This window comes from Flavobacterium hercynium, assembly GCF_002217285.1.
Classification (GTDB): Bacteria; Bacteroidota; Bacteroidia; order Flavobacteriales; family Flavobacteriaceae; genus Flavobacterium; species Flavobacterium hercynium.
This window is the reverse complement of the sequence record NZ_MUGW01000039.1, coordinates 1-19,160: the sequence shown is the minus strand read 5'-3', so window position 1 is coordinate 19,160 and position 19,160 is coordinate 1. Positions and strand designations below refer to the sequence as shown.

14 protein-coding genes and 1 pseudogene are annotated in these 19,160 nt (G+C 32.7%); 4 read left to right on the top strand and 11 right to left on the bottom strand.

What is annotated here, in order from left to right:
* Positions 1-48 precede the first annotated feature (48 nt).
* The 4 genes and pseudogenes from B0A66_RS22950 to B0A66_RS17385 all read right to left on the bottom strand — a co-directional run bounded on the left by B0A66_RS22950 (position 49) and on the right by B0A66_RS17385 (position 2,586).
* The gene (locus tag B0A66_RS22950; protein WP_165766639.1) at positions 49-222 is read right to left on the bottom strand and encodes a hypothetical protein; all 174 of its coding nucleotides are present in this window, start codon (positions 220-222) and stop codon (positions 49-51) included.
* Positions 223-300: 78 nt separating this feature from the next.
* Positions 301-669, bottom strand: a complete 369-nt coding sequence (locus B0A66_RS17395) for a hypothetical protein (protein ID WP_089051133.1) — start codon at positions 667-669, stop codon at positions 301-303.
* A gap of 91 nt (positions 670-760) precedes the next feature.
* Positions 761-1,129: pseudogene (locus B0A66_RS17390) on the bottom strand (GNAT family N-acetyltransferase); the annotation flags it as partial.
* A 107-nt stretch (positions 1,130-1,236) separates the two neighbouring features.
* Entirely contained in the window at positions 1,237-2,586 is a 1,350-nt protein-coding gene (locus B0A66_RS17385) for a hypothetical protein (RefSeq protein WP_089051131.1), read from the bottom strand.
* Between the two features lie 445 nt (positions 2,587-3,031).
* Between B0A66_RS17385 and B0A66_RS17380 the strand changes: the two genes are divergently transcribed.
* Together B0A66_RS17380 and B0A66_RS17375 are read left to right on the top strand one after the other, a co-directional pair.
* On the top strand, positions 3,032-4,324 hold the full coding sequence (locus B0A66_RS17380) for an aminopeptidase P family protein (RefSeq protein ID WP_089051130.1): 1,293 nt from the start codon (positions 3,032-3,034) through the stop codon (positions 4,322-4,324).
* A gap of 225 nt (positions 4,325-4,549) precedes the next feature.
* Complete coding sequence (locus B0A66_RS17375) at positions 4,550-5,326, top strand: alpha/beta fold hydrolase (protein ID WP_089051129.1); 777 nt, start codon at positions 4,550-4,552, stop codon at positions 5,324-5,326.
* Positions 5,327-5,395: 69 nt separating this feature from the next.
* Here B0A66_RS17375 and B0A66_RS17370 read toward each other — a convergent pair whose 3' ends face one another.
* Entirely contained in the window at positions 5,396-5,773 is a 378-nt protein-coding gene (locus B0A66_RS17370; RefSeq protein ID WP_089051128.1) for a hypothetical protein, read from the bottom strand.
* A gap of 17 nt (positions 5,774-5,790) precedes the next feature.
* Positions 5,791-6,090, bottom strand: a complete 300-nt coding sequence (locus tag B0A66_RS17365) for a roadblock/LC7 domain-containing protein (protein WP_244283527.1) — start codon at positions 6,088-6,090, stop codon at positions 5,791-5,793.
* A 308-nt stretch (positions 6,091-6,398) separates the two neighbouring features.
* Between B0A66_RS17365 and B0A66_RS22945 the strand changes: the two genes are divergently transcribed.
* The gene (locus tag B0A66_RS22945; RefSeq protein WP_165766638.1) at positions 6,399-6,542 is read left to right on the top strand and encodes a hypothetical protein; all 144 of its coding nucleotides are present in this window, start codon (positions 6,399-6,401) and stop codon (positions 6,540-6,542) included.
* Between the two features lie 476 nt (positions 6,543-7,018).
* Here the strand turns inward: B0A66_RS22945 and B0A66_RS17360 are convergent, their stop codons facing one another.
* From B0A66_RS17360 to B0A66_RS17335, 5 genes are all read right to left on the bottom strand, one after another.
* Complete coding sequence (locus B0A66_RS17360) at positions 7,019-9,784, bottom strand: PD-(D/E)XK nuclease family protein (RefSeq protein WP_089051126.1); 2,766 nt, start codon at positions 9,782-9,784, stop codon at positions 7,019-7,021.
* 63 nt (positions 9,785-9,847) lie between these two features.
* Positions 9,848-11,317 (bottom strand): OmpA family protein, encoded by a 1,470-nt coding sequence (locus B0A66_RS17355; RefSeq protein ID WP_089051125.1) that lies wholly within the window; start codon positions 11,315-11,317, stop codon positions 9,848-9,850.
* A gap of 112 nt (positions 11,318-11,429) precedes the next feature.
* Positions 11,430-12,623: a glycine C-acetyltransferase gene (gene kbl, locus B0A66_RS17350; protein WP_089051124.1), complete on the bottom strand. Its 1,194-nt coding sequence runs from the start codon at positions 12,621-12,623 to the stop codon at positions 11,430-11,432.
* Positions 12,624-12,694: 71 nt separating this feature from the next.
* Entirely contained in the window at positions 12,695-15,853 is a 3,159-nt protein-coding gene (locus B0A66_RS17345) for a UvrD-helicase domain-containing protein (RefSeq protein WP_089051123.1), read from the bottom strand.
* A 407-nt stretch (positions 15,854-16,260) separates the two neighbouring features.
* Positions 16,261-16,857, bottom strand: coding sequence for a lipoprotein signal peptidase (locus B0A66_RS17335; protein ID WP_089051121.1), 597 nt, complete (start codon positions 16,855-16,857; stop codon positions 16,261-16,263).
* A gap of 252 nt (positions 16,858-17,109) precedes the next feature.
* Here B0A66_RS17335 and B0A66_RS17330 point away from each other — a divergent pair, with 252 nt between their 5' ends.
* On the top strand, positions 17,110-19,077 hold the full coding sequence (locus B0A66_RS17330; RefSeq protein ID WP_165766637.1) for an LTA synthase family protein: 1,968 nt from the start codon (positions 17,110-17,112) through the stop codon (positions 19,075-19,077).
* The last annotated feature ends 83 nt before the right edge of the window (positions 19,078-19,160 follow it).

The window sequence follows — 19,160 nt, the reverse complement described above, 5'->3', positions numbered from 1 at the left end:
CGATTAAACGAATTCAACGATTCAACAACTAAACGATTAAACAAAAAATCACTCTTGTTGTTCTGTGTTAATATTATTTCCGTGCATGGTTCTGTCCTGTGCATGCATTCCGTTTGACATTCCGAGCATGAAAGCGGTCATGATTAGCACTATTTTTCTTTTTAACCATTGAAGTCGTGGTTTAGATTGCTCTAAACTTTTTTTATTATTGTGTTTATACATTTTGAAAATGATAAATGATTAGACATTATTTTTCATTCTTATGCATGAAGTTGCATAAATGCTTAGAAAATGTTCTCGCTAAGCGATGTATAAACTTGAATGTAAATCTTGAGTGTTTCGAATTTCATTTACAAAAACGGCTTGTTTTATAAATGAAACTAAATTTTGATGAAGTAGTATTTGCTTTTTTACGAGAATGTTAGTCTGAAAATCTGTGATTCTTTTTAGTGAAAGATAAAAAATAGGAATTGACAGAACTGTTTTTACAGCGGAGCGTGTAACATTAAAAAGATATAAACGGAATTTCTCTAAATCCGCTTCTTTCCTTACAACTACGCTATACGACTGATAATAATCAGCTGTTTTTCGGGAATCTATTGTACCATCATTCGCAATCAGGGCAAATGCCAGAAAGAGTGAAAGAAGATATTTTAGATATTTATTCAATGTAACGCGTTTTAGATCTTATTTTCGGTGTAAATATATTCGTAAATGAAATGACAAGAAAGCGAATTGTAGATTTTTTTTACTTACTAACCTATTTTTCATCCAGCAATAATTCCATTTTTGGTAAAAACCGGTCCTTGATCGACGTCTCTATCTCTCCGATTTTCACAAAACCGAATTTCTCATAAAATTTCTCTGCTTTTGGTTCAGCATCGAGCACTACTTTTTTTACATCTGTGTTTTTTAATCGAAATAAAAAATCATTCATTAATATTTGTCCAAATCCTTTTCCTATACAATCAGGCCAAACAAATAGATTGTCAAGTTCTATAGTATTTTCACTTTCGTGGAAGAACGAATAATAACCCACAATTTCATTTTCAACAACCAATTTATAAACTGATTTAGTCACAATGTATTGTTTGGAAACCATTAATACTTCAGACCACAATTCTATTTGCTCTTCTGAATATCCCTAATATGCTTTTGACTTTTTTGTTAATGCAGTCAAAACTTCGCTGTCGTTTAAAGTTGCTTTTTCTATGATCATTGAATTAGTAACTCTATTTAATTATTCAAACCAAGACGTTCAAATTTAGCATTATACTTTTGAACATAACCATTCCATTCATTTTTATATTGTTCATTACTATAAAGAGATGATGCATAATCAACAACTTCTTTACTAAAATGATTCCCAAAAATAGTATCGAGATATTTTACGTCTGAATCAATCGCTTGTTTTAAAATCGTCAATTTCTCTTGTCCATTTTCCTTGCAAACTTTATCGAGCCACAATCCCTTACCTATTTTCACATATTCTACTAAAAGACTATCTGTAATAAAATCTGACGGAACATCAGTGATATTGGGTTCATGTTTGCCATTTCTAAACGTAGTTAGTATTAATTCTTCGGAATAAAAATCTCTTGGGATTAAGGAAATCAAAGTTCCGCTTTGTGCTGCGAGAAAACAAAGGTCTTTTATTATGAATTCACTTGGTATTTCTCTAATTGCAAAGCCATCTTTTTTTACTAAGACTTCGCAAAGTTCTGGAGTAATAAAATTATCATCGACATAAGACAAGGCATGAAACGTAATATTCAATGCCAATTGATACAATTGGGGTGTTTTGTATTGAAGCGGAACTAACTTTAAATCACGATAGTTAGACTTCACTCTTTTCTCCCAATAATCATAGGTCTTTGCCGGAGGATTGCTTTGTTTTAAAACCAATTCACCAAGTTCTAAATCGCGTTGCAGTTCTTCAAAAGTTTCTATTAATGGATTTTCAAGCATTTTTCGCAATTGGCTGGATATTATTTCTTCGTCGGTTTCGTCATCGTACTCGCTAGCATTTTCAGAATCAAAATCATTGGCTCTGTCGTTGTAATAAAACAGAGTGTTTTTTCGCTCTGCAAATGTTGTATTATGATCTTCGACTATAAAAACAGGCGCTTCAATGCATCTTAAACTTTTAAAATTACCATGATTATAGTACGTCATTACGACCTCCTGAGCTTGAACATTGCCCAATATTTCAACATAAGCACCGCCTAACAACATGCTTTGACAATTGACATTTCCGGCGATATACACATACGGACCGTAATCGCCTTCGGCATTTATAATAGAACCGCTTGTGGAGAAATCTCCGTTTATCAAAATTCCTTCGATTCTTTTAGTTTCAATTTCTTTTAACGGCAAATTCAATATTGAAGCAAGTCTTTTTTTAACGTCGTCTTCGTAAATATCTAAGTGAAAGTTTCCTTCAAATTTTACATTTTCATCTGCTACTAAAAAGAAATCGTCGTCTTCCCATTCTTCAAAATAATCAAATCCTTCTCGATCGATTAAAAAAGGATATTGTGTTTTTACTTCTTGTATTGATATGAGTTTGAAACTTGAATTTTGCATTTTGCTTTTATTTAACCGAAAAACGTTCGGGTTGTGGTATTATTAAAAAGGCATCACAGAATTACGTTTCTCCAAAAAACTATAACGCCAGACTTTCTACTATCAAGATTACACATTATTTTTCAATTTTTAAAACAACTTCTTATAAAACCGAAGTTCGCGTGAGGGATAGAGGCGGTATCCTTTTATTCCTCCCGATAGCAATCGGGAGGAATAAAAGATATAGCCGAAAGCCCGGCCCGGAGGGACACGCCATTGTGAAGCTTCTAAGATTCTAAGGTTCTGAGGTACTAAGTTGCTAAGGCTTCTAATTTAAGTACAAAAACATAGAAATTAGGTGGGAGACAAATTCTCAAACAAATATGAAAACTTTAATAAAGCTGTTTGAGGCTACTTCTGTAAAAATTAGTAATTTTGAAATTCGAAGTTCAAAAATGAAATAATTATGAAATATCATCAAATAAGCAGCGCACTTTTTGTAAAAAACCGCAAAAAGTTTATGGCTGAAATGAAACCTAACAGTGTTGCTGTTTTTAATTCTAACGACATTTATCCGATTAGTGCTGACAGTACTTTGCCATTTGCTCAACACAGAGACATTTTTTACTTAAGTGGTGTTGATCAGGAAGAAAGTGTTTTGCTTTTGTTTCCGGATGCGCCTTATGAGCATCAAAAAGAAATTCTTTTCCTGAAAGAAACTAACGATCATATCGCGGTTTGGGAAGGTGAAAAATTGAGTAAAGATCGTGCTTTTCAGGTTTCTGGAATCAGAACGGTTTATTGGCTGCAGGATTTTCATAAAATTTTGAACGAAATGATGACCTATGCTGATACCATGTACATTAATACTAATGAACATTATCGTGCAACTGTTGAAACTGAAACGCGTGAAGCTCGCTTTGTAAAATGGTGGAAAGAACGTTACCCAGCGCACAATGTAGCTAAAAGTAACCCAATTTTACAACGCATTCGTTCTATCAAAGAAAGCGAAGAGATTGATTTGATTCAACAAGCTTGTGATATTACAGAGAAAGGTTTCCGTAGATTATTATCGTTTGTAAAACCAAATGTGACTGAATACGAAATCGAAGCGGAACTTGCTCATGAATTTATTCGTAACCGCTCTAAGGGTTTTGCTTATACGCCAATTATTGCTTCTGGAAACAATGCAAATGTTTTGCACTACATTGAAAACAATCAACAATGTAAAGCGGGCGATTTAATTTTACTGGATGTTGCTGCAGAATATGCTAATTATTCTAGTGACATGACAAGAACGATTCCGGTTTCTGGAAAGTTCAGTGAAAGACAAAAAGCGGTTTACAATGCTGTTTTGAAGGTAAAAAATGAAGCTACTAAAATGCTGGCCCCAGGAACTCTTTGGAAACAATATCATATTGAAGTGGGTAAAATTATGACTTCTGAATTGCTTGGTTTAGGTTTACTTGACAAAGCTGATGTTCAGAATGAAAATCCGGAATGGCCTGCTTACAAAAAATATTTCATGCACGGAACGTCTCACCACATGGGGCTTGACACGCATGATTACGGATTACTGCACGAACCTATGAAAGCTAATATGGTTTTTACGGTTGAACCTGGAATCTATATTCCGGCAGAAGGTTTTGGAATTCGTCTCGAGGATAACGTTGTGGTTCAGGAAAAAGGAGAACCTTTTAACTTAATGCGCAACATTCCGGTGGAAGTTGATGAAATCGAAAGTTTAATGAACTCGTAATTTAGATTTTAGATTTTAGATTTTAGATTTTAGATTTTAGATTTTAGATTTTAGATTTTACTGCAAAAACGTTCAACATAAATGTTGAACGTTTTTGCTTTTTATGGACGACTGGATTTAGCTTAAATTTGAACTGAATTGCATTAATTGTAACGCTATTGCACTTATGATTTCTGTATGGTTTTAGCTTTTATTATCTTTGTAGTTCAATTTTAAAACTTTATTTTGGAAAATATTCAATATAAAAATACCACAATATCCTTTACCGTTTCCGGGGAAGGAAATGCAATTGTATTTCTTCACGGCTTTTTAGAAAACAAAAAAATGTGGACGGAATACATTACTCTTCTTGAAAAAAATCATCAGGTTATTGCTATTGACTTATTAGGTCACGGTGATTCTGATTCCATGGGTTATGAACATTCTATGGAAGATAATGCACGTGCTGTTCATGAAGTTTTAATGCATCTAAAAATCGACAAAGCTTCGATCGTTGGGCATTCTATGGGTGGTTATGTCGGTTTGGCTTTCGCCGAATTATATCCGGGAACTATGGAAAAATTAGTTTTATTAAATTCGACTTCTAAAGAGGATAATGCCGAGAAAAAGACAAACCGAACCCGAGCCATAAAGGCTGTTAAACAAAATTATCAAAGTTTTGTTAGTTTGGCTATTGCAAATTTATTTAGTGAAACGAACAGAACCAGACTTGCCAAAGAAATAGAAAAGGCTAAAGAAGAAGCGCTAAAAACACCATTACAAGGGATTATCGCTTCGCTGGAAGGAATGAAAGTCCGAAAAGACAGAGAAGCGCTTTTAAAACAAAATCTCTTTCCTGTACTTCTTGTTTTAGGAAAAAAAGATCCTGTCTTAAATTATGAGGAAAGCATCTCTCAAATAGAAAATACAAATGTAGAACTTGTTTCTTTTGAAGACGGCCACATGAGTCATATTGAAAACAAAGAAGATTTAAAAGTTACTTTGTCTGAGTTTCTGGCATAAAAATATGCTAAAAATAAAAAAGGCTATTCAGAATCTGAATAGCCTTTGTAATAAATATTGGGGCAAAAATTATGATAAATTTGAAATAATATCTTTTTTGAATTTAGATAATGTAGCTCTCGTTAAACCTAAGTTTGCTTTTGTAGCATCAACAGCTAAATAAATAAAATACTTTCCATCTTCAGCAACATCAATGATGTGAATTTGATCTGTTAATGTAATCAAGATATCGTTGATTTTTTGATCTAATCCTAAAGCTTTAATTGCGCTTAATTTTGCTTTTACAACTTCTAAGTTATAAGCAGATGCTAATTCCGGATCAAAGTCTGGATTTAAAGAAAGTGAACAGTATGACATACCTGTTTCAACCTCAGTTACAGAAACTGCGATGAATCCTTTTACATTCTCTTTTAAATCGTTTTTGAAATTTTCTAAAAAATCTGACATATTTTATTTTTATTTAGTTAATTGCTGAAAATAGTATCCATTTTGCGAAGCAAAAGTCCCATTTTACTTATATCTTTTGTTAGCAAGGCAACACAGTTATCACCTTGATCTTTATTTGCTACTACAATACCATCAAGATTCTTAATCATTACTTGTTTAAGTTCTCCGGTATTAACGTCTTCAGACATTTCAAGACACATTTTAAGGATCATTCCAATCATTGCAGCGACGTTGCCATCGTACTCCAAATTAACAGACTCTACCAAAATTCCGTCTATGTTAAAAACCAATCCAGATTCAGCTCCAGTCTCTTCCACCAGTGTATTTAAATCAATCATATTGCTATCGTTTAATTTTTAAGAAGGGTCAAAGGTATTTTATAAACATATAATTGACCTCTAAACAATTGTTAAAAAAAATACAATCCTAACCTACTGAACCACTTTTGTTTATACTTTAATTTTTAACTATTTTTAGAATAAGATCATCAAAAAAAATTAAGAGAAAAAACAAATATCAACGTAAAAACTAAATTTCTTTCCACATACCTCAATTAAACAACTAATAGACTGAGTAAATTCACTTTACGATAAGTTTTTCATAAATTTGTAAAAAATTTAAACAAATGAAAACTGTAGAAGAATTAAGATTTGACTTAAATGTAAAATTGATGAAGTTTAGAAGATTTCGTTTTGAAAATGGAAGTGTAAACACTAATCAAAATCAGGAAACCAGCAAAAAAGGTTTCTTTAAAAAAATATTTAGTTAAACACTACTTACAAAAAGCTGAACTTCTTAAACAATCGTTTTAACAAGTTCAGCTTTTTTTTCTTTAAATATCAAGCCATTCCATTTTTTGTTAAAATCGACCTGCTTAAAATTTGGATTACATTTTATTTATCTCTTCTAATTATCCGGCTTACTATCCTTTTTTTTAATTTGTTTTTTTATTTCAAAAACAAAATTAAGAACTTTACTACACAGATGATGAGCACGTTACTTTTAAACTCCTAAGCAAAAACTTTAAAACAAGTTATTTTCTGCTTTTAAGAATAGGCTCTTGCTAACTTAAAGTCGCTTTTTTCAAAATTAGAAGAATTTCATAAAAACAAAATAATCACAAAATACCACTGTTTTGTTTATCGTTGAAAAAAACATTTTTCAAAAATATTCTATTTTTGACTAAAACTGATTTTATGGTCAAAATTTAAATTTTGATTTTAAAACTTCTAAAATCAAAAAGACCTACTGTAACTTTTCTTCAAATGGAAAATCTTTATCAAAAATTTCTTTCAATAGTATAACAATTTCTTCTAAGTAATTTTTTAGAATTTCTTTTGTAACTGTTATATTCAATTCTTTGTCTTCTTTGAATCCAAAAGGCAAAAAACCGGATTTCAAATTCTTAAAAGAAATAATCCCAACTTCAATAGGAAATTCCCTGGCATGTTCCTCATACATAAAAGCATACGCCAATACCTGAATAATTTTATCGTTTTTAAGCTCTTGCGTTAATCCATTCCACGATTTAAGTATAACATTGGCTTTTTCTACTTTTCCGGTCTTATAATCAATAATCCTAACTTTTCCATTACGAAGCTCAATTCTATCTACATTTCCTTTAATAAGAACCGGAAACGGCAAAGCAGGATGTTCAAGTGTACGCTCAAATGTTTTTTCTAAGGCTAAAATCTGAATAGCATCTCCGTTTTTAATAGTTTCCAATTCCATTCTAAGAAAATTAGAAATATTACGCTTGGCAACTTCAAAAGCTAAAAGGTTTCGTCCTTTTTTTATTTCACCTTCTTTGTATACCAATTTAAACTGCTTTAAAACTTCATCATCCAAAAGCTTAAAACAATTTGTAATATCAGTTTCTGAGATAAATTTGCCCACAAAAGGATCATACAATGCTTTTAATGTTTCATGAATTATCGTTCCCAGTGTATTCAAAGCAATATTTTCTTCTACTTCCTCGACCTCACGGATACGCAGAATTTTTTGAAAATAAAAATCAATTGGATTCCGAATATAACTCGTTAACGCAGAAGGAGAAAAACCTGCCGACGCAATCTCTTTTAACCGTTCCATTACGGCATCTGATTTGGGAATCACTGTAGCCTTATATGCTGTTGTTGGTAAAACAGGATTGTAAATATCAAAAGTCAGATTGTGTTTTGGTTTCTTTTCTACTTCTAACTGCGTAATAAATCGACTACGCTCACCGGCATCTAATCCGTCATTCTCGGTATTGTATATCAAATACACATTTTTAGCTCTTTGAAGTAAATGGTAAAAATGATAGGTATAAATGGCATCTTTTTCTTTAAAAGTTGGCAAGCCCAATTCTTTTTTAACATCATAAGGAATAAAGGAGTTTTGAGATTTTCCTGCCGGAAACTTTCCTTCGTTCATAGAGGTTACAATTACGGTATCAAAATCTAAAACACGACTTTCAAGTACTCCCATTATCTGCAATCCACGGAGAGGTTCTCCTTCAAATGAGACTTCAGCAACATCAACGATTTGTTTGTAAATAGCATAAAGTGTATTTATGTTATCGATATGTTTGTGTTTTGAATAATAATTAATCAGCTTATTAATCACTTTGAAGATAGCAAAAACAAAGGCTTTCGCAATTTTCTCCTCTTCATTATCATTGCTGAAATTTTCTTTGATTAAGATTAATAACTCCGAAATAGTTTCCAGAACATCTATTGCTCCTTTTTCCCACTTCTGAAATAGCAAATTGAATAATCTGGAAGGATTTGAATTGAGCTCTATCAATCGGTTATGTGTGATAAAAGTATAATTATTTTCCTTTATAATTTTAACCAAATTGCCCGCTTTTGCATACGGTTCCACTAGTGGATGGGTTAAAATATCAAGAACATCCTTATAATACAATACATAACTTTCTCCTTTACGCGAAAGCGCATTGGTATGCATTTTAAAAAGCTTGGCAATCAATATTTGTGACGGATTATTTTTACCTGAATATCCCATCGTAATATTCAGTGCTCCAACAGATGATGGCAATGCATATAAAACAGGTAAAAGTAAATTTTCCTCACCAAGTACAATGGCAACTTTATCCAGAGAAGTATTTGGATTTTCATTTATAAGCTGCTCAATAATACTTCCTGCTAATTTTGCCTGACCAATTGTTTTGGGCGTACCAATTACTTGTATATTTTTAGACTGAGTAAAATCATCTACAATCCACTCAAATGGATGCAACTTGTAGTGTTTCCAGCTTTCTTTAAATCGTCTGATAAAAAGTCCGGCATCATGGTAAGGATCGTTTAAAAAAGTCTGATCTGCATCCCAGTAAATCTTACCTTGTTCTAAAGCTAAAAGATGCTGCACTATTTTTTCTTCGGCAGCATTTAAAGCATTAAAACCTGCAAAAACATAAGTTCTATTTGAAATTGTATTCGAAAAATGATTTAAGTTATTTACTGCCTCGCGATAAATCAATCCCTGATACCCTATTGACTTATTAAGCAAGTGCTCATACAATGAAGTGTAGTACAATGGAAGCAGTTTCCAAAAATCAATATAATTTTCTAACAGTTTTGTTTTGTTTTCAACTTCTATACCCCATTTTTTGATATCTTCAATATCATTTAAATAAGACAACACATGGTTAGGATCGAGCAAATAACGATCAATTTCGTTAAAATCCTGCAAGAGTGTTTTTGCCCAATTGGCAAATAACTCAAATGATTGCTGATGCTGCTTATCTGTAACAGAAAGATAAACTTCATAGAATTCGAACAAAAGTTCTATTGAATCTACCGATCGAATAGACGCAACATTTTGAACGAAATCTTCAATACTAATAATATCTGGAGAAAGAATTGTTTGTTTAGTTTCTCTTTTTAACGCTTCGATTAAAAAAACCTTTGCTCTTTTATTAGGCAAAATAATAGTTGTATTTACTAAATCAGCCGAATAATCCTGAATTATAACAGAAGCTATTTTTTCGAGAAAAGAAGTATTTATCATTTGATAAAAATAAAAAAAGCCATTCAATTAAGAATGGCTTTTAAGTTTTTATTTAAAAGTAAATTAGATTTTACCTTCGTATTTAGAACCTACGTGTTTAATTTCAGTTCTTCTATTTTGTGCTTTACCTGCAGCAGTTTTGTTACTTGCAACTGGTACGCTTGAACCTAATCCTTTAGCACTTAAGTTTTCAGGATTAACTCCTCTTTCGATTAAAGCATTCATTACAGCGTTTGCTCTATCTTCAGAAAGTTTTTGGTTGATTTTTGCAGAACCTGTACTATCTGTGTGTCCTTCAATGCTGAATTTCGCGTTTGGATAGTTTTTAAGGATTTCTTTAATAGCATCTAATCTTACTGGAGTTTCTTTGTCTCCTGTTTTGAAAGTAGCTTTTCCTGAGTTAAAGTAAACCGCTCTTGCTTGAACTTTAAGATCTTCTAAAGCTTCAGTAGTTACTTCAGGACATCCTCTGTTACTAGCTGGACCAGCAACTGTAGGACAATCGTCATCTTTATCAGCAACACCGTCTTTGTCAGCATCTAATACTGGACATCCACCGTTTTCTTTAGGACCTTTAACTGTAGGACATTTGTCATCTTTGTCAGCAATACCATCACCGTCAGTATCAGGACAACCTTTTAAAGCAGCTAAACCAGCAACATCTGGACAAGCATCATCTTTATCAGCAATTCCGTCTCCGTCAGTATCAGGACATCCGTTGAAAGCAGCTAAACCAAATACATCTGGACAAGCATCACTTCCGTCAACGATTCCGTCTCCGTCAGTATCAGGACATCCGTTGAATTGTTTTAAACCAGCAACTTCTGGACAAGCGTCATCTTTATCGTAGATTCCGTCTCCGTCAGTATCTTTACCTCCAAATTTGAAGATAAGACCAGCAGTGTGTTGAAAGTGAGATGGAGCGTCTGGAACACCAGCAGCATCTTCTCTGTTATCAGCAGCAACAGCCCATTTGTATCTTGTAGCTAACTCAAGACCAATAGCATCAGTAAACCAGAAAGTTAAACCAGCACCTGGGTTAACAGTTCCGTAGCTACTGTCTCCGAAGAAAGTGTAACCTCCACCAACAGATAACGAAGGATCGATTACTTTAGATTTAATTACTTCTTTGAAGCTATATTTAATAGTAGCATCAATACCGTAGTACATTAAATCTCCAGGATTAGCAACAGAGTTTCCTCTTGAATCACTTTCTGCAGCACCAGGATTGTTAAAAGTTACATATTTATCAATTTTGTTTACAGAACCTTGTAAACCAATTGAGAAACCACTTCCTACGTATCTAGACACACCAATGTATGACAAAGAAGGAAGAACGTTCCAGTTGTCTTTTGCACCGAATGGCTGAGAAAAGTGTTGGTCAAAAAAACCACTTCCTGAACCAGAGCTAGTTCTAGTATCAACGGCGTTAACTCCAAAAGAGATAGCCCATGGATTGTTACTGTCTTGTGCGTGAGAACTTAATCCCATCACCATCATCACAGCAACAACAAGTTTGTTAAGATGTTTCATACTTAATTTTTTTAATTACAATTTAGTTAATTACAGACAAAAGTAACACCAAATTTTTTAAATACAAAATGAAATGTTAAAATAAACCTACAAAAACCAAAGAAAATGGGAATTATATAACTTTTAACATTTGTCCCACTGACACAAAAGCAGTTATAGCTTTGTCTAAATGTTCCTTTGAATGTGCTGCAGACAATTGCACTCTAATTCTGGCCTTATCCTTAGGCACTACAGGAAAAAAGAATCCAATTACGTAAATACCTTTTTTAAGCAATTCTTCTGCCATAGTCTGAGACAATTTTGCATCGTACAGCATAACCGGTACAATTGCTGAATCACCATCAATGATATCAAAACCTGCTTTTTTCATACCTTCTTTGAAATAGTTAGTATTCCATTCTAATTTATCTCTCAGCGTTGTATCTTTTTCTAACAATTCAAATACTTTGATCGAAGCACCAACAATAGCAGGTGCTAATGAATTCGAAAATAAATAAGGTCTTGAACGCTGACGTAATAACTCTATAATTTCTTTTTTTGCAGTTGTATATCCGCCCATTGCTCCGCCTAAAGCTTTACCAAGTGTACCTGTGATGATATCAACACGTCCCATTACTCCTTTGGCTTCAAGAGTACCTTTTCCGGTAGCCCCTATAAATCCTGCCGCATGACATTCATCTACCATAACCAAAGCATCATATTTATCAGCCAAATCACAAATTTTGTCTAGAGGCGCAACTAAACCATCCATAGAGAATACTCCATCCGTTACAATAATTTTAAATCTTGCACCTGATTCATTTGCTTTTATCAATTGCTGCTCAAGATCCTCCATATTACTGTTTTCATAACGGTAACGTGCAGCTTTACACAAGCGAACTCCATCTATAATAGAAGCATGATTTAAACTATCTGAAATTATAGCGTCATTTTCTCCAAATAATGGTTCAAAAACACCGCCATTTGCATCAAAAGCAGCTGCATAAAGAATTGTATCTTCTGTACCGTAAAAATCAGCAATTTTCTTCTCTAATGTCTTGTGTATATCCTGAGTACCGCAAATAAAACGTACTGACGACATTCCGAAACCATGCGTATCCATAGCGTCTTTTGCAGCCTGCACTACTTCCGGATGAGATGAAAGACCTAAATAATTATTGGCACAAAAATTTAAAACTTTTTCACCTGTTGAAATAGTGATTTCAGCATCTTGTGCTGACGTTATAATGCGTTCTTTTTTGAAAATTCCATTCTCTTCGATGGTTTGCAACTCACTTTGCAAATAATCTTTAATTTTACCGTACATCTATTATTATTTTAATATGTTAAAAATTAACAACCTAATACAAATCAGCCTTTAACGACTGACAAATATTTTCACAAATTTACTACATCGATTTCTGATCCTATATATACCAAAGCCTTTTTTAACACTTTGTAATTTAAATCTTCTATTGCTTCCTGATATTGTTGAATTTGTTTCAAATATTTAGGATTACTTGCTCCTGTTTTATAATCTAAAAGATAAGCCTCTTTGTTTTCCGTTAATACAATTCTGTCCGGTTTTAAAATCCCACCCTCTTTCTGAACTATGGTTTGTTCATTCAAAACAGTATTTTTTCCATCAAAACAAGCGCTTAACTCGGGATGGTTTACGATTTCCTGCAATGTTTTTGAAACTTTATCTACCTGATCAAAAGTAATCAATCCGTTTTCTATTCCTTTTGTTATCGCCAGATCAACATCTGATTTATCTTTTACAAAAGCTAAAATTTCGTGAACTATATTTCCATAAGAAATCGCCTCTTGTTGATGTGTCCCCCACATTAAGGCTTCTCTTTGTGCAATTTTAATATTCTTAGGATTCAAAACTTCTTTAACGACAGGAATTATCTTAACGGGATCTGAAGCTCTAGTTGGCGGAGAAAGTTTTACCTTGCTTCCAAATTCATAATAAAGCTGATCTGAATCATAGATTCCTTTATGCATTAAATATTTGATGAAAAATGAAGCCATATTACCTGGCAGCTCTCCATCTTTTCTTTCTTTTAAAGCTTGAGAAATAACATACAACTGTTCTTCAGCACGAGTTAATGCAACATATAGCACATTAATATTATCTAATAACTCTTCTTGTTTTTTTAAATTGAAAACAGCCGAAGCACTTTCTCCAAATCCTTCTACAGCACTGCTATTATCTACGAGGGCTTTTGGAATGCCCAAATCCGCATCTTCTGTGTCCAGCCATAATTTATCTTTTGGCTTTCTGCTGTAATCTTCTTCTGCAAAAGGCATAATAACTACCGGAAATTCAAGCCCTTTCGACTTATGTATTGTCATTATTCGAACAGCATTATTCCCTTCCGGGGAAGGGATACTGAATTTGTGCGCATTTTTATCCCAATAGGTTAAAAAATCAGCAACTCCAGCCTGATTGCGAATGTCGCGTTCTAAAACAATATCCAGAAAATATTGCACATACGCATTTCCTTCAGAAGGAAGTACGAATTTTGATATAATTATTTCAACTGCTTCATACAATGATTTTTTTCGAACGTTCTCAAAAGAAAGCGAAACATCAAAACTTAGAAGCCATTTCTCAAAATCGGTTTCCAGTTTTTGTGCCATTCCCATTGCAATAAAATCATGAATTTCCATATTAGTCTCCAGCGTTATCGCCAGGAAATGCAGAAAATTTGCTTTTGATTCTAAATCGGCGCTGTTGTTTAAGTATTTTAATAAATGAATTATCAATCGTACTTCTGTCGCATTCTGAATCATCAATGTTTCTGATGACAAAAGCGGAATATTTTGTTCTGTTAAGTAATTAGCAACCGCTATTCCCTGATCTCTTTTTCGCGTTAGGATTACAATATCTTTATATTCAAAACCCTGACGAACGACTTCCATAATTGTATTTAAAGTTGCCAATACATACAAGTCTGCTTTTTCTACAACTTCTTCCTCTTCCCCAAATTCACTTTTTTCGATTATGGGCAAAAAAGAAATATTAACATAGCCGCCTTTTTTAGCATTACTATTTTGAAAACTATGATTCTCATACAAATCTTTATAATCTTCATTTGAAAACTCAGCAGAAATAAGTTTAAAAAAGGCATTATTGAAATCAATTACCTCACTGTAACTTCTATAGTTCGTATTTAGATGCTCTAACTTTTTATCTGGATTTGAAAACGGATTAGCTTCTTTACTCAATTCAATAAATTGCTCCGCTTTACCTCCTCTCCATCTGTAAATAGATTGTTTAGGATCACCAACAATCATTAGTGTGCCTTTATTTCCAAAATCATCCTGACCTGCAAGTGCATTATCAATTAACGGAATCAGGTTTTGCCACTGCATTTCTGAGGTATCCTGAAATTCATCAATAAAGAAATGGCGGTAACGTTCTCCTAGTCGTTCATAAATAAACGGCGCTGGCTGGTTCTGAATTTCACGATGAATAATAGCATTAAATTCAGAAATTGACAGAATATTTTGTTCAGATTGAATTTTAGCTAGTTCATTACTTACTGTGTTCAGTAATGAAAGGGGTGTTATGTTTTTTAGAAAAGCTTTATAAAAATCTCTTTTCTCAAAATTTTTATAAATTCCGGCCAGTGTTTCAAGAAACTGAGGAATAAGATTTTCTATGAGTGCTTTATCTTTTGCTGTTTTGTTAATCGCAATATCTTCAAATTCGTGAAAGGTTTTATTGCGAGGATTGAATTTCCCATCACGAATACTTTCTAAATGATTAGGAAAAGTTCCTCTCGAAAAAGACTTTGTATCAATTCCATTTGCATCAATTAAAGCAATACACTCAGAAGCCAATTCTGCATTTTCTTTTTCTAAATCAGAACACAAAACTGCCATTTTCTTTTTTATGACAACAAATTCTTCGATCGTCGTGTCCTGAAAATGTAAAATTTCATTTCGGTTATTTTCATTCAAAACCAATCTGCCTGTTTCCATAATTTCACGCGAAACATCCCAACTTTTATCATCGTCAGTTTTTTCCATTGTAAAATCAATCAACAGCTTAGTAAGGGTTTCATCCTGCCCAGCCTGCGCAATAATGGCATCAACTGCTTCTACCAACAAATTTTCGGTATCTAATGTTACCTCAAATGTCATTGGTAAATTTAAATCATGAGCAAAAGCACGAATTACTTTGTGCGTAAATTTATCAATTGTAGAAATATCAAAAGCAGCATAATTATGGATAAGATGCTTGATAATACTTTGAGATTTTATTTTGATTTTAATGATGGAAAGTCCTGTTGCTCTCGACAAATCTTCCATCAAATCAATTGCTTTTGCAGAAGGTTCCTCTTTAGCAAACTCTGATAAGCTTCCCACAATACGGCTTTTCATTTCATGAACTGCTTTATTGGTAAAAGTTATCGCGAGAATATTACGATAAGCATCATTTTTAGGAGATGAAAGAATTATTTTCAAATACTCTTTCACTAAAGTATAGGTCTTTCCTGAACCTGCCGATGCATCGTAAATAGAAAAAGATGGACTTTGCATACGTGTCGTTTTAATATGTAAAAATAGCATTTTAAAATGGCAACGGATTATTCAATAGTCAAAAATCAATATCCACCACTAAAAACTAATCTCGAGTTAAAGAGATAAAAGAAACAGAAGTATAAAACCACTTAAGATAAAGCCCAGATTAATCACCAACTTTTCCCAATTAAAAGATCTTACTACTAACAAAATCAAGATATCAAAACTGTACAATAAAGTGATTGATGGCAAACCCAAAAAAATAAAAAACAGAAGCTGTGGAGGACCTAAGCAAGATCTTCCGTTTGAATCGATAAAAAGTAAAGGAAGTATAACTGAAAACAATATCAGAACTAAAAATACAATTAGCCTGATTACAAAATGAGATTCATCGTTTTTGTACTTTTTAAGCAAGTGGCAGTAAATTAATTTTTAGGAAATATTCTTTTATTAAAGACGAGCAAAATACCAACTCCTGTAGAAATTGCCATATCAGCTACATTGAAAATAGCATTGAAAAACATAAAATGCTTACCTCCAAAAAAAGGCAGCCAGCCTGGCAAGTTACCTTCCCAGATAGGAAAATAAAACATATCGACTACCAAACCATGAAACCAGGTTCCGTAAGGTTCAGGCGAAAACAATGTTGCCAAATTATTTGAACTGTCGTCAAAAATAACTCCGTAGAAAACAGAATCGATAATATTTCCGGCCGCACCAGCCAAAATCAAGGCAACAGCCACTATTAAATAAGAGGACTGACGTTTTTTAACAGCATCAGCTAACCAATATGCAATTCCAAAAACTGCAAAAATTCTAAAAACAGTCAAAATTAATTTACCGTATTCTCCAGGGATTTTAGTTCCCCATGCCATTCCTTCATTTTCTATGAAATGAATTCTAAACCAATCCAAAACCAAAACTTCTTCGCCTAAGACAAAGTTCGTTTTTACATAGATTTTAGAAATCTGATCCACAATTAAAACTAAAAATATAAGGAGATACGCTTTTCGTAATGACATTTTATAAATTTTTGATGCGCAAAAGTAGTAATTAAATCAAAAAATAAGCTTTATAAGTAACGTTAAATCTTTCGTAATAAAATTATTTCAAGTTTTAGCCTTATAACAATACATTATTTAATTTATATTTGTAGCAAAAATATCAAACACAATTTCTTATTTTAGAACTCATTTGATATCAATCATTTTAGCAATTGCTTAAATTCCTTCGATTAATAAAATTATCCCTTTTCTAAATAACTTTTCAGCTTTATGCAGTCCGATAAATCAGTAAACAAAACAACACAAATTTTCAAACATTTTCGCTTAAACGAATTTAAGGTATTGTTTTACAGGCTTTTTTTAGCTTATGCTTTTTATTTCTTCGCCAGAATTTTATTTTATGTTTTTAACAAAAGCATTTTAAGAGTAGATTCGGTTTCAGATCTCCTCGCCCTTTGTTATCATGGAGTAACCTTTGATACTACAGCAATTCTATACATCAACTTGCTTTTTATTGTATTCTCTGTACTTCCATTATACAAAAACACAAGTTCGGGATATCAAAAGTTTCTTTTTTATCTGTATTTCAGCACCAACTTAATTGCTTATTTTACCAATTTTATAGATTTCATATATTATAAATATACTTTTGCAAGAACAACTGTTGTGGTATTGAATGTCTTAAAACATGAAACCAACAAAACAACATTGTTTTTTAGTTTCCTCGTAGATTACTGGTATATATTTGCGCTATTCATAGCATTTTCAGCATTTTGGATTTATCTTTATAAAAGAGTTGTTCCTAAAGTTGTTGTTCCTTCGAATAAATTATATTATTTCGGATTTTCAGTAATCACTTTTCTTCTTACTGTTTTGTTTACCATTGGAGGAATCAGAGGCGGGGATTTTAAAAAATCAACAAGACCCATCAATTTATTAGATGCCAGTCGTCATGTAAAGAAAATTGCTCATTCTGACATTGTACTTAATACGCCATTCGCGATTATCAGAACTATGTTTACCAATAGTTTCCAAAAATTGACCTACAAAGATGTTAACGAGCAGGTAATTCTTGAAAAGGTTCAACCTATAAAGCAATATCAAAATAACCCACAGACAAAACCAAATGTCGTTGTTTTTATACTTGAAAGCTACGGAAGAGAATATATTGGAGCTTTTAACAAAGATGCCAAAATACCTAATTACAAAAGTCATGCTCCTTTTTTAGATTCTTTGTCACAACATAGTATGATTTTTAGAAATGCTTATGCTAACGGACGTCAATCTATTCATGGTATGTCTTCTGTTCTTGCCGGTATTCCTTCTTTTAAAGATGCCTTTACATCATCCCCATATCCTAAACAAAAAATAGAATCATTAGTTTCTACCTTAAAAAGCGAAGGATACAACACATCCTTTTTTCATGGAGCGGCAAATGGCTCAATGGGCTTTTTAGGATTTTCAAATATTCTGGGAATTGATGAATATTATGGAAGAACTGAATTTAACGATGACTCTCAATTTGATGGTTTCTGGGGAATATGGGATGAACCATTTTTGCAATTTATGGAAAAAACACTGGACAAAAAGAAAACACCATTTTTCGCCAGCGTCTTTACAGTGTCTTCACATGAACCCTATATTATTCCTAAAGAATACAAAAACAAATTTCATGAAGGCGGCGTTCCTATGCACAAATGTGCAGAATACACCGATTATTCTTTGAAAAGATTTTTTGATGAAGCCAAAAAGAAGCCTTGGTTTAATAATACCATTTTTGTATTAGTGGCAGATCACTGTAATCAGATTTACTATGATGAGTATCAAAAAGCTATAAATCATTATGCGGTTCCGATCATCATATACAAGCCTAATAGCGAATATGTAGGCGTTAGCGATGATTTGGCTCAGCAAATCGATATTTACCCAACCATTTTAGATATGATTGGATATCAAAAACCTTTTAGAAGCTGGGGAAGAAGTTTATTTGACAAGACTACCAAACCGTTTGTTATTAATTCTACAGGAACTATTTATCAATTTTCAAAAGGAAACTATATTTGTACTTTTGATGGAAAAAATGCAATTGGTTTTTATGATAAAAATGACAAGGACTTAAAACACAATTTAATTGCCAATAAAAATGCAGAAATGCAGGAAATCGAATTGAACTGTAAAGCTTTTATCGAAGATTATTACGATAGAATTATTGACCAGAAACTTTACTATAAGAAGTAATTATAATTTCGGGGAACTAGAAATCTAATTAAGCCTATAAAAAAATGCTCTTAATTGCTGACGTAGACTGCACCCAAAAGTTT